This window comes from Acidimicrobiales bacterium (genome assembly GCA_036273495.1).
GTDB lineage: Bacteria > Actinomycetota > Acidimicrobiia > Acidimicrobiales > JAJPHE01 > DASSEU01.
In genome coordinates this window covers 1-13,878 of sequence record DASUHN010000428.1, presented here as the reverse complement: position 1 = coordinate 13,878, position 13,878 = coordinate 1, and the positions used below count along the sequence as shown (strand labels likewise).

The following is a 13,878-nucleotide window of genomic DNA, read 5'->3' as shown; positions in this document are numbered from 1 at the left end:
GGATCGATGGGGGGCCCTTGGCGGAATAGCGGCCATGGCGAGACGGAACACGCACTGGTGGGGAAACCCATCAGATTGAGCCCGTCCGACCTACAGATCGTTATCGAGCCAGGGGCCTACCCTACCCGGCTACCCGCCAATTTCCGCTCGGCGGCGCCGAAATGAGCCTCCCGGCGGCCCGTCAGCCCAGGCGCTCGACGACGTGGTCGATGCAGCGGGTGAGGGCGGCCACGTCGTCGGGCTCGACAGCGGGGAACATCCCGATGCGCAGCTGGTTGCGGCCCAGCTTGCGGTAGGAGTCGGTGTCCACGACGCCGTTGGCGCGCAGCACCCCTGACACGGCGGTGGCGTCGATCGAGTCGGCCAGGTCGACGGTGCCCACCACCCGGCTCCGGCTGTCCGGGTCGGCCACGAAGCAGGTTGCGTAGGAGGATGCCTCGGCCCAGCCGTAGAGGTTGGCGGCCGACGCGTCGGAGCGCGACGCCGCCCACTCCAGCCCACCGTGGCCCAGCATCCACTCCACCTGCTCGGCGAGCATCAGCAGGGTGGCCAGGGCCGGGGTGTTGTAGGTCTGGTACTTGGTGGAGTTGTCGAGGGCCACGGACAGATCGAGGGAGGCGGGGACCCAGCGCCCCGACGAGGCGATGCGCCCGATGCGGTCCAGCGCTGCCGGAGAGCACAGCGCCAGCCACAGACCTCCGTCCGATGCGAAGCACTTCTGGGGGGCGAAGTAGTAGACGTCCGCCTCCGAGGCGTCGAACCGCAGGCCGCCCGCCCCGGACGTGGCGTCGACGGCCACCAGGCCGGTGGAGCCGGCGGGCCGGTGCAGCTGCATCATCACGCCCGTCGAGGTCTCGTTGTGGGTGAGGGCGTAGAGGTCGACGTCCTCGCGCGTCGCCGCCTCGGGATGGGTGCCCGGCTCCGACTCGATGACCTCGGGGTCCTTGAGATGGGGCGCGGCCGCCGCCGCAGCGGCGAACTTGGACGAGAACTCCCCGAACGACAGGTGCTGGCTGCGCTCCTCGATCAGGCAGAAGGTGGCCGCGTCCCAGAAGGCGGTGGTGCCGCCGTTGCCCAGCAGGACCTCGTAGCCCTCGGGCACGGAGAACAGCTGGGTCAGGCCCGCCCGGACCCGGCCCACCACGCTGCGCACCGGCTTCTGGCGGTGACTGGTGCCCAGGTAGTCGGTGGCGTGGTCGACCAGGGCCTGCACCTGCTCGGGGCGGACCTTCGACGGCCCGCATCCGAAGCGACCGTCGGCGGGCAGCAGATCGGGGGGGATGCGGATATCGGGAATGGGGGCCGGAGTCACTGTGCCAGCATTGCAGTAATGGAGCGGATCTCTAGACGGGTTGCGGCGGTGGCGGAGTCCGCCACCCTGGCCATCGACGCCAAGGCCAAGGCCCTCAAGGCGGCGGGGGAGCCGGTCATCGGATTCGGGGCCGGTGAGCCCGATTTCCCGACGCCGGAGGCCATCGTCGAGGCGGCGGTGGCCGCCTGCCGCGATCCCGCCACCCACAAGTACACGCCCACGGCCGGACTGCCCGAGCTCCGCTCGGCCGTCGCCGCCAAGACGGCCCGGGACTCCGGGCTGGCGGTGGAGGCGGCCCAGGTCCTGGTGACCAACGGCGGCAAGCAGGCCATCTACAACACCTTCGCCACCCTCCTCGACCCCGGGGACGAGGTGCTGGTGCCGGCGCCGTACTGGACGACCTATCCCGAGGCCATTGCCCTAGCCGGGGGGGTACCGGTGGAGGTCCCGACCGACGAGCGGACCGGGTTCCGCGCCCCGGTCGACGCCCTGGAGGCGGCCCGGACCCCCCGCACGAAGGTCCTGCTGTTCGTGAGCCCCTCCAATCCCACGGGCGCCGTCTACCCGCGGGATGAGATCGAGGCGGTCGGGGCCTGGGCGGCGGCCCACGGGCTGTGGGTGGTGACCGACGAGATCTACGAGCACCTGGTGTACGGCGGCCACACCCACCACTCCATGCCCGTGGTCGTCCCCGAGCTGGTCGACCGGTGCGTGGTGGTCAACGGCGTGGCCAAGACCTACGCGATGACGGGATGGCGGGTCGGGTGGATGATCGGGCCCCTCGACGTCATCCGCGCCGCCACCAACCTGCAGTCGCACGCCACCTCCAATGTGGCCAACGTTTCGCAGCGGGCCGCCCTGGCGGCGGTGAGCGGTGACCTGTCGGCGGTGGCGATGATGCGCGAGGCGTTCGACCGGCGCCGCCGGCGGATCCACGAGATGCTCAACGAGATCCCCGGTGTCAGCTGCGTCGAGCCCGAGGGCGCCTTCTACGCCTTCCCGTCGTTCCGGGAGGTGCTCGGCCGCACCCTTCGGGGTCGCACCCCGACCTCGACCCTCGAGCTGGCCGAGGTGATCCTCGACGAGGCCAAGGTGGCCATCGTGCCCGGGGAGGCGTTCGGAGCACCGGGGTACGCCAGGCTCTCCTACGCCCTCGGGGACCTCGACCTCGAGGAGGGCGTGAACCGCATCGGCAAGCTGCTGGAGGAGGCGTCGTAGTGGGCCGCATCCTCGTCACCGAGACCCTGGCCGACGCCGGGCTGCAGATGATGGCCGACGCCGGCCACGACGTGGACGTGAAGCTGGGGCTGACACCCGCCGAGCTGCAGGAGGCGGTGAAGGGCGCCGACGCCCTGGTCATCCGCTCCGCCACCAAGGTCACCGCCGAGGTGCTCGACGCCGCCGACCGGCTGGTGGTGGTGGGCCGGGCGGGCATCGGGGTGGACAACGTGGACATGGCCGCCGCCACCCGCCGCGGGGTCATGGTGGCCAACGCGCCCCAGTCGATCACCCTGTCGACCGCCGAACACACTATGGCCATGCTGCTGGCCCTCGCCCGCAACGTCCCCCAGGCGCACTCCGCCCTGGTCGCAGGGCGGTGGGAGAAGTCCAAGTGGGAGGGCGTCGAGCTGTACGGCAAGACCCTGGGCGTTCTCGGCCTGGGCCGGATCGGCACCCTCGTGGCGCAGCGGGCCCATGCCTTCGGGATGCGGCTGGTGGCGTGGGACCCGTGGGTGGCGCCCGATCGGGCCCGGCAGCTCGGGATCGAGCTGCTCGACCTCGACGAGCTGATCACCCAATCGGACTTCGTGACCGTCCATCTGCTGAAGACGCCGGAGAGCGTCGGCCTCATCGGCAAGGACCTCCTGGCCCGGGCTAAGCCCGGGGTCCGCATCGTCAACGTGGCCCGGGGAGGAATCGTCGACGAGGAGGCCCTGGCCGAGGCGCTGCGGTCCGGTCAGGCCGGAGGGGCGGCTCTCGACGTGTTCGGCGCAGAGCCGTGCACCACCAGCCCGCTCTTCGAGCTGCCCAACGTGGTCGTGACCCCGCACCTGGGCGCCAGCACCCGTGACGCCCAGGACAAGGCCGGGCTGACCATTGCCGAGCAGGTGAGCCTGGCCCTGGCCGGCCAGTTCGTCCCCCACGCCCTCAACGTGTCGGCGGGGGAGGCGTCGGAGGCGGTGCGCCCGTTCCTTCCGGTGGCGGAGCTGCTCGGCGGCGTGTTCGCCGCCCTGCACGACGGGGCGCCGTCGGTCCTCGAGGTCACCTATCAGGGCGGCCTGGCCGAGCAGGACACCCGGATCCTCACCCTGTCGGTGCTGAAGGGCCTGTTCGTGGCGGCGGGCATCACCGACCCCGTGTCGTATGTCAACGCGCCGCAGATGGCAGCCGAGCGGGGCATCGAGATCCGGGAGACGACGAGCACCGCCGCCCAGGAGTACACCAACCTGATCACCATCACGGGCGGGGGCCACTCGGTGGCGGGCACGGTGTCGGGCCCGCGCGGCGGGGCGCGCGTGGTGATGGTGGACGAGCACAGCGTCGACCTCTCTCCTGCGCCGAACATGTTGATCGTCCGCAACGAGGACCGGCCCGGGATGATCGGCGTGGTGGGCACACTCCTCGGAGAGGAGCGCATCAGCATCTCCAACATGGCGGTTGGTCAGTCCCCGGCCGGGGGCGCCGCCTTGATGGTGCTGTCGACCGAGACCGCCGTGCCCGCCGAGGTGGTGGAGCGGGTGGCGGCCACGCCCGGGATAATCGACGTCCACCGGGTGGTGCTGCATCAGGCCGGTTGACGCCCGGCGCCGGGACGGCGCCGGCCTGCCCTACCGCTTGGCCCGGGTCCTGCCCTACCGCTTGGCCCGGGTGAAGCCGTCCGCCTCGGCCGCCGCCGGGTCGACGTAGCAGCGGTCGGGAGCGGTGCGGTCGTAGGCCAGCATGCCGGGCAGGTGGTAGAGCCGGCTCGACATCTTGGCCTTCACCGGGTGGGTCGGCGGGCAGACCTTCCCGTCGGCCGCGACCCACGCCGGCCCGCCGCCCGCCTTCCCGGCCGCCGCCGGCGCCTCCTCGGAGTCGAGGTGCTCGCGGGGCTCGGACGCCTCGGGCTCGGCCGGGCCGGGGTCCCGGGAGGCGACCGCCGGCGGGGCGCCCATCGGCGCCGCCTCGCGTGGCACCGTCACCCGGCCGTGGGGGTGGTGGTCCCCGGTCGGGGGGCCGTCGGGACCGGCGCCGGAACGGCGCACGTCGGGCCACTGCCCGTGCACTCCCGTGGCGAGGCTTCCCTGGCCGTCGCTTCGACGCGAGCGGGCGGCCACGACGAGGGCGAACGCCGCTCCGGCCAGCACCCCCACCCGCAGGCCGATCCGGAACCAAGACCTCACCGCTCCCCCCTGGTCATCGAGGCAAATTAGCGGGTAAGCTGGGCGTCGTGACCGGTTCCGCGTACGCCGTCCGCAGCAACCTCCTCCTTACCTGACGGCGGGCGCCCTTCCGGTGCTCGCCCTCGACCTCCTGCCCCCGGCAGGAGGTTTTTTGTTGCCCCGATTCACCGAACCGCCGACCTACATAGAGCCCGACCAGGAGCGTGAGATGCCCCCGCAGCCCGTGAGCCCGAAGAAGATGCCGTTCGAGAAGTACCGGCCCTTCCGGCCCCTCCCGCTCCGGCTGCCCGACCGGGAGTGGCCCAACCGCCAGATCGAGAAGGCGCCCCTGTGGTGCTCGGTCGACCTGCGGGACGGGAACCAGGCGCTGATCGATCCCATGGACCCGGCCCGCAAGGCCCAGATGTTCGAGGCCGTCGTCGGCATGGGGTTCAAGGAGATCGAGGTCGGGTTCCCCTCTGCGTCCCAGCCCGACTACGACTTCGTGCGGCGCCTGGTCGAGGAGGACCTGGTCCCCGACGACGTGACCATCCAGGTCCTGGTCCAGTGCCGCCCCGACCTCATCGAGCGCACGTACGAATGCCTGCGCGGCGCCCGGCGGGTGATCGTGCACTTCTACAACTCCACCTCGGTGCTGCAGCGACGGGTGGTGTTCGGGCTGGACAAGGAAGGCATCACCCAGATTGCCGTGGACGCCGCCAAGCTCTGCCGCAAGCTCGAGGAGACGCTGCCCGGCACCGATGTGCGCTACGAGTACAGCCCGGAGAGCTTCACCGGCACCGAGCTGGAGTACGCCATCGAGATATGCGGCGCGGTGATGGACGTGATCGAGCCGACCGTCGACCGCCGCATGGTCCTCAACCTGCCGGCCACCGTCGAGATGTACACCCCGAACATCTACGGGGACGCCATCGAGTGGTTCCTGCGCAACGTCCCCAACCGGGACCGGATCGTGCTGTCACTCCATCCCCACAACGACCGGGGCACGGCAGTGGCGGCGGCCGAGTTCGGAGTCATGGCCGGCGCCGACCGGGTCGAGGGCACCCTGTTCGGGAACGGTGAGCGCACCGGGAACGTCGACCTTGTCAACCTGGCCATGAACCTGTTCAGCCAGGGCGTCGACCCCGAGTTGGACATCACCGACATCGACCGCCTGCGCCGGGTGGCCGAGTACTGCAACCGCCTCCCGGTCGGGCCCCGGCACCCCTACGTGGGCGACCTGGTGTACACGTCCTTCTCCGGCTCCCATCAGGACGCGATCAAGAAGGGAATGGAGGCCCTCCCCGCCGACTACGAGTCCTGGGAGGTCCCGTACCTGCCGATCGACCCCAAGCACGTGGGGCGCAGCTACGAGGCGGTCATCCGGGTCAACAGCCAGTCGGGCAAGGGCGGGGTGGCCTACGTGATGAAGGCCGAGCACGGCTTCGACCTGCCCCGGCGGCTGCAGATCGAGTTCTCCCGCTCCATCCAGACCATCACCGAGGACACCGGCACCGAGATCAGCCCCGCCGGCATGTGGTCGGAGTTCGAGCGGGAGTACCTCCCGGCGTCACCCCGCCTTCTCCTGGTCGGCCACGAGGAGGCGACCAAGGACGGGGGGACGGTCGTGACCGCCCAGGTGCTGGTGGACGGGGAGCACCGGACCGTCAGCGGGCAGGGCAACGGCCCGATCGCCGCTCTCGTGCACGGGCTGCGCAGCGACCTCGGCATGGACATCGAGGTCCTCGACTATGCCGAGCACGCCGTCGGGGCCGGGGCCGAGGCCAACGCCGTGGCCTACGTCGAGGCCCGCTCCGAGGACGAGGTCCGGTGGGGCGTGGGGGTGGACGAGAGCATCTCCACCGCGTCCCTGAAGGCGGTGCTCGGGGCGGCGGAGCGCCTCCTCCCGCCGGCATAGGCCACGCCCCGGTCGGGCCGGCCCGACGTCAGACGGTCATGACCCCGACGCCGCCCTCGGGGTCCATCAGCTCCGGGTAGTCCTCGAGCCGGCCGCCGCTCTCCCCGGAGTCGGCCATCTCGTCCATGCCGATGGGCCCGGCCGCCTTGCCGGAGAGGAACTGGCGGATGATCGGGTTCGTGCTGGCGCGCATCTCCTCCTTGCTGCCGAACTGCACCAGCTGGGAGCGGAAGAGGATCCCCATGTAGTCGGCGGTGCGCATCACCGACGGGATGTTGTGGGTGATGATGAAGAAGGTGGCGCCGGTCTCCCCCTGGAGGTTGCGGACCAGCTCGTCGAGGTAGGCCACCCGGACCGGGTCGAGCCCGGAGTCAGGCTCGTCGAACAGCACGATGTCCGGCTCCATCACCAGGGCCCGGGCCAGCCCCGCCCGCTTCTTCATGCCTCCGGAAACCTCCCCGGGCAGCTTGTGGAGGTGGTCCATGAGCCCCACCAGCTCGGCATTTCGGTGCACGAGCTCACGGATCTCCTTCTCCGACTTCCGGGTGTGCTCCCGCAGGGGGAAGGCGATGTTGTCGTACAGGCTCATCGACCCGAACAGGGCCCCGTCCTGGAAGAGAACCCCGAACTTCCGGCGGATCCGGTACAGGTCCTTGTCCCGCATACCCACGATCTGTTCCCCCTCGACCCAGATCTCGCCGGCGTCGGGCCGGAGCAGGCCGATGATGTTCTTGAGCAACACCGACTTTCCGGTGCCCGAGGGGCCGAGGATGGCGGTGGTCTTGCCCCGCGGGACGTCGAAGGTGACGTCGGAGAGGACGGTGTGGGATCCGAACCGTTTGGTGACGCCCCGCAGCGAGATCACGGGCTCCGGGGACGGCACGGCTGAAAGCCTATCTTTCCCGGCTCCCGCTACTGTCCGTAGTCGTGACGGTGGCGAGCTCGGCTTCGGCCAAGGCGGGGAGCGCCTTGCGGGAGACGGGGAACATGTTCGCCCTGGCGCTCGAAGCCCTGCGCCAGTTCAGCCCCCGCACCTTTCCCTACCGCGAGTTCGTGGAGCAGTGCTGGTTCCTGGCCCGGGTCACCACCCTGCCCCTGATCCTCGTCTCGATCCCGTTCGGGCTGGTCATTGCCCTCGAGGTCGGTTCACTCCTTCAGCAGATCGGCTCCCAGTCCCAGCTGGGCGCCACCATGGTCCTGGCGGTGGTGCGCGAGGAGGCCCCGGTTGCCACCGCTCTCTTGATCGCCGGCGCCGGTGGCTCGGCCATGTGCGCCGACCTCGGCTCCCGCCGTATCCGGGACGAGATCTCCGCCATGGAGGTGATGGCGGTCAACCCGCTGCAGCGCCTCGTGCTCCCCCGGCTCGTGGCGGCCACCCTGGTGGCCGTCCTGCTCGACCCGGTGGTGAGCGTGGCGGGGATCCTCGGCGGGTGGTTCTTCGGGACCCACGTAATCCACGTGACCTCGAGCAGCTTCTTCTCGGCCTTCTCCGAGCTCTCGCAGCTGCCCGATCTCTGGATGGCGCTGATCAAGGCGGCGGCGTTCGGGTTCATCGCCGCCATGGTGGCCTGCTACAAGGGGCTCTCCGCCAAGGGTGGTCCCAAGGGGGTGGGGGACGCCGTGAACCAGGCGGTGGTGATCGTGTTCATCCTCGCCTTCCTCGTCAACTCGATCCTCACCGTCATCTACTTCAACTTCTTCCCCCAGAAGGTGATCTGACATGGCCGCGCCCGTCCTGCAGCGTCCGGTGGTGCGGAAGACGGCGGTGGAGCCGGCGCGTCAGGCCGTGTCGGTCCTGGAGGGCCTGTACCGGCAGTTCGCCTTCTACGGCCGGATACTGGCCGGGCTGCCGCGCGGGCTGCGTTACCGCAACGAGATCCTGGCGGTGATGGGGGACATCGTCTTCGGCCCCGGCGCCCTGATCGTCGGGGCGGGCATGATCTTCGTGGGGGGCAGCATCGCCATCTTCACCGGGATCGAGGTCGGCCTGGAGGGGTTCCAGGGCCTGTCCCAGATCGGCGCCGAGGCGTTCACCGGGATCATCTCGTCTCTGGCCAACACGCGCGAGATAACGCCTCTCGTCGCGGGGGTGGCCCTGGCCGCCCAGGTGGGGGCCGGCTTCACCGCCCAGCTCGGCGCCATGCGGGTGTCGGAGGAGATCGACGCCCTCGAGGTGATGGGGGTCGACAGCTTCGTCTACCTGGTCACCACGCGGGTGTGGGCGGCGCTGCTGACGATGATCCCTCTGTACCTGGCCATGTTGTTCGCCAGCTACCTGGCCACCGAGCTGATCTCCACCAAGTTCTTCTATCTATCGAGCGGCACCTACACCCACTTCTTCCGGCTGTTCCTGCCGAGCATCGACGTCCTCTTCTCGGTGATCAAGGCCATGGTCTTTGCCGTGGTGGTGACGTTGATCCACTGCTACTACGGCTTCTACGCCAGCGGGGGGCCGGCCGGGGTGGGCGTGGCCGCGGGCCGGGCCATCCGGGCCTCGATCATCGTCGTGGTCGTGCTCAACCTGCTGATGTCGTTCGTGATGTTCGGGAGCGGGACCACCGCCCTGATCGTCGGATGAGGCCGCCGACAGTGGGCGAGCGGCGGTGACCGAGCTGTCCCGGGGCGCCCGGGCCACCATCGGCGCCGCCGTGGTGGTCGTGCTCGTCGCGGCATCCACCCTGCTCGTGCACCTGGCCTACGGGGCCTACAGCAACGTGTACCGGCTGCAGGGAGTCTTCTCCGAGGCCGGGCAGGGCCTCCACGTCGCCTCCGAGGTGCAGTACCGCGGCGTACGGGTCGGGGACGTGAGTGGGATCCAGCTCCGCCATCGCCAGGCGTTGGTCGACATGCACATCGACCGTGGCTTCAACGTCCCGGCCGACGCGGTGGCCACGATCACCGCCAAGAACGTCTTCGGCGAGGACACCGTCAACCTGGCCTTTCCGACCGGCCAGCACCCGCCCTTCCTGGTGGCGGGGGCGTCGATCTCCCGCACGACCGTCGACGCCGGCCTCACCGAGTTCCTGGCCTCGGCGTCGCGCCTCCTGAACGCGGTCAACGGCGTCGACCTCGGCACGGTGGTCTCCGAGCTGTCCCAGGCCTACGCCGGGCAGGGCCAGGAGATCGCGGCGTCAATCGAGGAGGGCACCAAGCTGGCCGACCTCTTCGACCGCACCCTGCAGGCCCAGATCCGGGCCCTCGACTCGTTCACCGCCTTCTCCGCCGCCCTGGCGCCGACCGGCCCCACGCTCAACGCCCTGGCCCGGGCGAGCAACGTGGCCCTGCCGGCCTTCAACGCCCAGGCGGCGGCGTACGAGAAGCTGCTCGCCAACTTCGCCCCCGTGGCCAACCAGCTGGCGGCCCTACTGGCCGACTACCACCCCGACATAGCAGCCATGCTGACTCAGGGGGTCAATGTCAGCCGGGTCCTGATAGCCCGGCAGGCCGACCTCTCCAACGAGATCCACGGGCTGTACCGGTACACGTTCAAGTTTGCCGTCGGGCTCGGGCCCGAGACCCTGCCTGACGGCTCGAAATTCGCCTTCTTCAAGACCTTCGTCCTGTTCTCGGACGTCAACAACCTGGTGTGCGATCTCATCGCCCCGCCTCAACCCGGTCTGTCCGCCCTGGCGCCGCTGCAGCAGGCCCTCGCCGGGCCGGGCAGCCCGTTCAACTGCTCGGCGCAGATGGCCGCGTTCGCCGCGGCTCAGGCCCACCAGGGGCCGGTGCCGGCAGGGCCGGGCCCGGCCGGCGTCACCGGCGCCGCCCAGAAGGTCGCCCAGCAGCTGGACAACCAGGTCGGCTCGCTGGTGGGTCAGCCCGACGACGGCAAGCCGGGCACGATCGGGGGCGCCCTCAGCCAGCTCCTCAGCGGGGGGGCGCGGTGAGGGCCCTCCGCTTCCTGAGGCGCCACCTGCGCGACAGCACGCTCAAGTTCACCCTGTACGCGCTCGTGTGTCTGGTGCTCCTCGGGGGCCTGGCGACGCGTATCGGCAACCTCCATTTCTTCTCCCACCGGGTCGACTACCACGCCGACATGGCCGACGTGTCCGGCCTCAACTCCGGGGACGACGTGAAGCTGGCCGGCGTCACGGTGGGCCAGGTCGGCGCCATCAGCACCCGGCACGGGCTGGCCGTCGTCGACTTCTCGGTGGATCCCAAGGTCCGGCTCCCGGTCGACACGCAGGTGGGTATCCGCTGGCACAACGTGCTCGGCCAGAGGTACCTGTACCTGTACCCGAGCGGGTCCGGCGGTCCCTATCTGCGGCCCGGCGCGACCATCCCGCCCAGCCGGGACGCCGGGGACGCCGACATCGGGGAGTTCCTGAACGCCCTCGGCCCGGTGCTGCAGTCGATCGACCCCGCCGAGGCCAACGCCTTCGTGCAGGGCGTCCTCGGCGGCCTCCAGGGCAACCTCGACCAGGTCGGGGCGCTGATCGACAACGCCGCCACCGTGTCGGACACCGTCGGCTCCCTCCAGATCCAGATCGGGCGGGTGATCGACAACCTCTCGACCGTGGTCGGCGCCCTCGGCGGACGCAGCCAGGACCTCCAGCAGGTCGTCACCAACCTGGCCACGATCTCGTCGGCCCTGGCCTCGCGCAACGACACCCTCGACGCCGTGGTCGAGAACTTCTCCAAGGTCTCCGGCGAATTCGCCACGCTCGTGGGCTCCAACCGGTCGAACCTCGACACGATCATCTCCAGCCTCCAGACCATCTCCTCCACCCTCGCGTCCCACAAGGGGGACCTGGACCAGGACCTGTCAACACTGACCGCGGGGCTGCAGCCCTACACCCTCATCTCCTCGCTCGGCCAGTGGTTCGACGTGAACACCGTCTACGTCTGCCACGGCCAGGAGACGGCCGCGAACTGCACCTACCAGGAGGGGGGCCCGAAGCCGAGCACGACCAGCGCGCCCTCGGTGGGAACCGGGGGTCTCCCCGGGATCATGGGCGGCTACCTCGGAGGCGGCTCGTGAGGGCCCGGCTGGCGCGGATCTTCACCCGCTCGTTCACCGAGCGCAACCCGGTGGCCATCGGTGCGATCGGGCTGGCCCTGATCCTCGTTGCCGTGGTGGCGGTGTTCACCCTCAATCGCAACACCATCGGCGGGGGCATACACCTCACCGCCCGCTTCACCAACGCCGCCGGGCTGCGCGGCGGGGACCAGGTCGTCCTGGCCGGAGTGCCGGTCGGGACCGTCACCGGCCTGCACCAGAAGGGCCAGTTCGTCTACGCGGACCTCCGGGTCGACGGCTCGGTGCAGCTGCCGGCGGACAGCGCCGCCACCATCCAGGTGCAGACCCTCCTGGGCGCCCTGGCGGTCAAGTTCCAACCGGGGACCGACTGGTCGCATCTGTTGCGGGGCGGGGAGACCATCACTCGGACCACCGTTCCCTTCGAGTTCCAGCAGCTCCAGAACGTGACCGGTCCCCTGCTCGCCAAGTCCAACGCCCCCGCCCTCAACCAGCTGCTGGCCGATCTGGCCACCATCACCAAGGGCAAGCAGGACCAGGTGGCCCGGATCATCGCCGGGCTCGACCGCCTGACCAGCACCGTCGACTCCCGCCAGCAGGAAGTGGGCCAGCTGATCGACTCGGCCAACCAGGTGTCGGGGGCGCTGGCCTCCCGCGACCAGCAGCTGGCCCAGGCCGTCGACAACTTCGGCACGGTGATGGCCGGGCTGTCCCAGCGCCGCCAGGCCCTGTCGGACCTGATCGCCAACACCGAGGCGGTGGCCAACCAGACCGCCGGCCTGGTCGGCGCCAACCGGGCCCGCCTCGACGGGCTGCTCTCCACGCTGAACACCGACCTGGGCGTGGTGGCCCAGCACCAGGTCGACCTGGCCCAGGGGCTGTCGTACCTGGCCAGCGCGGTGCAGGGCTTCTCGTCGATCGGGTATTCGGGCCCGAGCAACTACCCCAACCAGTGGGCCAACATCTTCACCAACCTGCTCGGCGGGGGGGATGCCGTCTACGGCTCGTGCGGTTACCTCGACCAGGCCCTCGACGCCGCGCTGGGACCGGACCCCTCCTCGTGCGCGACGCGGGTGGGACCGCAATGACCGGGCGGTGGGCACGGCGGAACCTCGCGTCTCGGGGCCACCGACGGGCGGCGGGCGGCGGCCTCATCGGCGTGCTGGCGTCCGCCGCCCTCGCCGGCTGTGGGCTGATCGGTGGCGGCTCCACCTACAGCTTCTCGGCCGTCTTCTCGTCCGGACAGGGTCTGTTCGCGGGGTCGAAGGTGCAGATCCTCGGCCTGGCCCAGGGCCTGGTGCAGTCGGTCACCAACGAGGGGGACCACGTCGTCGTGCGGATGAGCCTGCCCGAGTCGGCCCCGGTGCCGGCCGGTGTCAAGGCGGTGATCGTGGCCCCCGAGCTGCTGGGCCAGCGCTCGGTGGACCTGGAGCCCGGCTACACGGGCGGCCCCCGGCTGGCGGCGGGAGCGGTGATCCCGGAGTCCCGCACCGCGGTGCCGATCGAGACCAACCAGATCCTCAACGAGGTCACCGACTACCTCAAGGCGCTCAAGCCCCAGAACGTCCACGACCTGGTGGCCAACCTGGCCCAGGACCTGAACGGCCAGGGCCGGCAGCTCAACGACCTGATATCCAACGCGGCCGGGACGATCTCGGTGCTGGCCGAGAAGGGCAAGGAGCTGGGCCAGATGAACGGGGCCCTGGCCCAGCTGACCGGCGCTCTCGACAGCCGCACCTCCCGCATCGAGACGCTGATCAGTGACTACGCCAGCGTCTCCGGGGTCATCGCCCAGGACCGCCAGCAGCTCGACGGGGCCATCAAGGCACTCTCGGACGCGAGCACCCAGCTGGCCGGACTGCTCACGCCGAACGTGGGGGGCCTGCAGCAGGACATCGCCACCCTCACCACGGCCGGGCGCACCATCGACCGCAACCTGGCCGCGGTCGACCAGACCCTGGCGTCCTCCGTGGCGCTGTTCACCGGCGCCCAGCGCGCCTACGACCCCGCCCACGCCTGGCTGAACCTCAACAACCAGGCCCCGTCCGGTGTGACGTCCAAGGTGCTTGCCGACGACGTGCGCGACCGGCTCGCCGGCATCTGCCGGCGCATCCTCGCCAATCACGCCCAGGGCCTCTCCGCCGCCCAGCAGGCCACCCTGCACACCTGCGGGAACCCGGCCTCGGGGTTCTTCGACCCGGTGCTGGGCCTCATCCCCGGGGTCCTCGGGCAGGCGCCGGGCCAGTCGATCCCGCCGCCCCCCAACCCGGGGGCGTCCTCCGCGTCGGTCTCGGCGCGCGGCGCGTCT

At 70.5% G+C, this 13,878-nt stretch carries 12 protein-coding genes; 9 read left to right on the top strand and 3 right to left on the bottom strand.

All coding sequences use genetic code 11. The annotated features are described in order from the left end of the window. Nucleotides 1-181 precede the first annotated feature (181 nt). Nucleotides 182-1,312: a phosphoserine transaminase gene (gene serC / locus VFW24_18655; protein HEX5268793.1), complete on the bottom strand. Its 1,131-nt coding sequence runs from the start codon at nucleotides 1,310-1,312 to the stop codon at nucleotides 182-184. A gap of 18 nt (nucleotides 1,313-1,330) precedes the next feature. Here serC and VFW24_18650 point away from each other — a divergent pair, with 18 nt between their 5' ends. Together VFW24_18650 and serA are read left to right on the top strand one after the other, a co-directional pair. Beyond that, nucleotides 1,331-2,530, top strand: coding sequence for a pyridoxal phosphate-dependent aminotransferase (locus VFW24_18650; protein ID HEX5268792.1), 1,200 nt, complete (start codon nucleotides 1,331-1,333; stop codon nucleotides 2,528-2,530). Next, complete coding sequence (gene serA, locus VFW24_18645; protein HEX5268791.1) at nucleotides 2,530-4,110, top strand: phosphoglycerate dehydrogenase; 1,581 nt, start codon at nucleotides 2,530-2,532, stop codon at nucleotides 4,108-4,110. The genes VFW24_18650 and serA overlap by 1 nt, the downstream gene beginning before the upstream one ends. Before the next feature lie 54 nt (nucleotides 4,111-4,164). On the opposite strand, the gene VFW24_18640 is transcribed toward serA, so the two are convergent. Next, a complete protein-coding gene (locus VFW24_18640; protein HEX5268790.1) occupies nucleotides 4,165-4,695 on the bottom strand; it encodes a hypothetical protein in 531 nt (176 codons plus the stop codon). A gap of 208 nt (nucleotides 4,696-4,903) precedes the next feature. On the opposite strand from VFW24_18640, the gene leuA reads away from it, so the two are divergent. Further along, on the top strand, nucleotides 4,904-6,592 hold the full coding sequence (gene leuA, locus VFW24_18635; protein HEX5268789.1) for a 2-isopropylmalate synthase: 1,689 nt from the start codon (nucleotides 4,904-4,906) through the stop codon (nucleotides 6,590-6,592). Nucleotides 6,593-6,620: 28 nt separating this feature from the next. On the opposite strand, the gene VFW24_18630 is transcribed toward leuA, so the two are convergent. After that, complete coding sequence (locus tag VFW24_18630) at nucleotides 6,621-7,475, bottom strand: ABC transporter ATP-binding protein (protein ID HEX5268788.1); 855 nt, start codon at nucleotides 7,473-7,475, stop codon at nucleotides 6,621-6,623. Nucleotides 7,476-7,519: 44 nt separating this feature from the next. Between VFW24_18630 and VFW24_18625 the strand changes: the two genes are divergently transcribed. The 6 genes from VFW24_18625 to VFW24_18600 form a co-directional block, all read left to right on the top strand. Beyond that, nucleotides 7,520-8,311: an ABC transporter permease gene (locus tag VFW24_18625; GenBank protein ID HEX5268787.1), complete on the top strand. Its 792-nt coding sequence runs from the start codon at nucleotides 7,520-7,522 to the stop codon at nucleotides 8,309-8,311. Between the two features lies 1 nt (nucleotide 8,312). Then, nucleotides 8,313-9,170, top strand: coding sequence for an ABC transporter permease (locus VFW24_18620; GenBank protein HEX5268786.1), 858 nt, complete (start codon nucleotides 8,313-8,315; stop codon nucleotides 9,168-9,170). A gap of 25 nt (nucleotides 9,171-9,195) precedes the next feature. Continuing rightward, a complete protein-coding gene (locus tag VFW24_18615) occupies nucleotides 9,196-10,479 on the top strand; it encodes an MCE family protein (GenBank protein HEX5268785.1) in 1,284 nt (427 codons plus the stop codon). Beyond that, nucleotides 10,476-11,573 (top strand): MCE family protein, encoded by a 1,098-nt coding sequence (locus VFW24_18610; protein ID HEX5268784.1) that lies wholly within the window; start codon nucleotides 10,476-10,478, stop codon nucleotides 11,571-11,573. The genes VFW24_18615 and VFW24_18610 overlap by 4 nt, the downstream gene beginning before the upstream one ends. Further along, on the top strand, nucleotides 11,570-12,658 hold the full coding sequence (locus VFW24_18605) for an MCE family protein (protein HEX5268783.1): 1,089 nt from the start codon (nucleotides 11,570-11,572) through the stop codon (nucleotides 12,656-12,658). The genes VFW24_18610 and VFW24_18605 overlap by 4 nt, the downstream gene beginning before the upstream one ends. Nucleotides 12,659-12,729: 71 nt before the next feature. Continuing rightward, a partial coding sequence (locus tag VFW24_18600) for an MCE family protein (GenBank protein ID HEX5268782.1) occupies nucleotides 12,730-13,878 on the top strand: 1,149 nt, incomplete at its 3' end.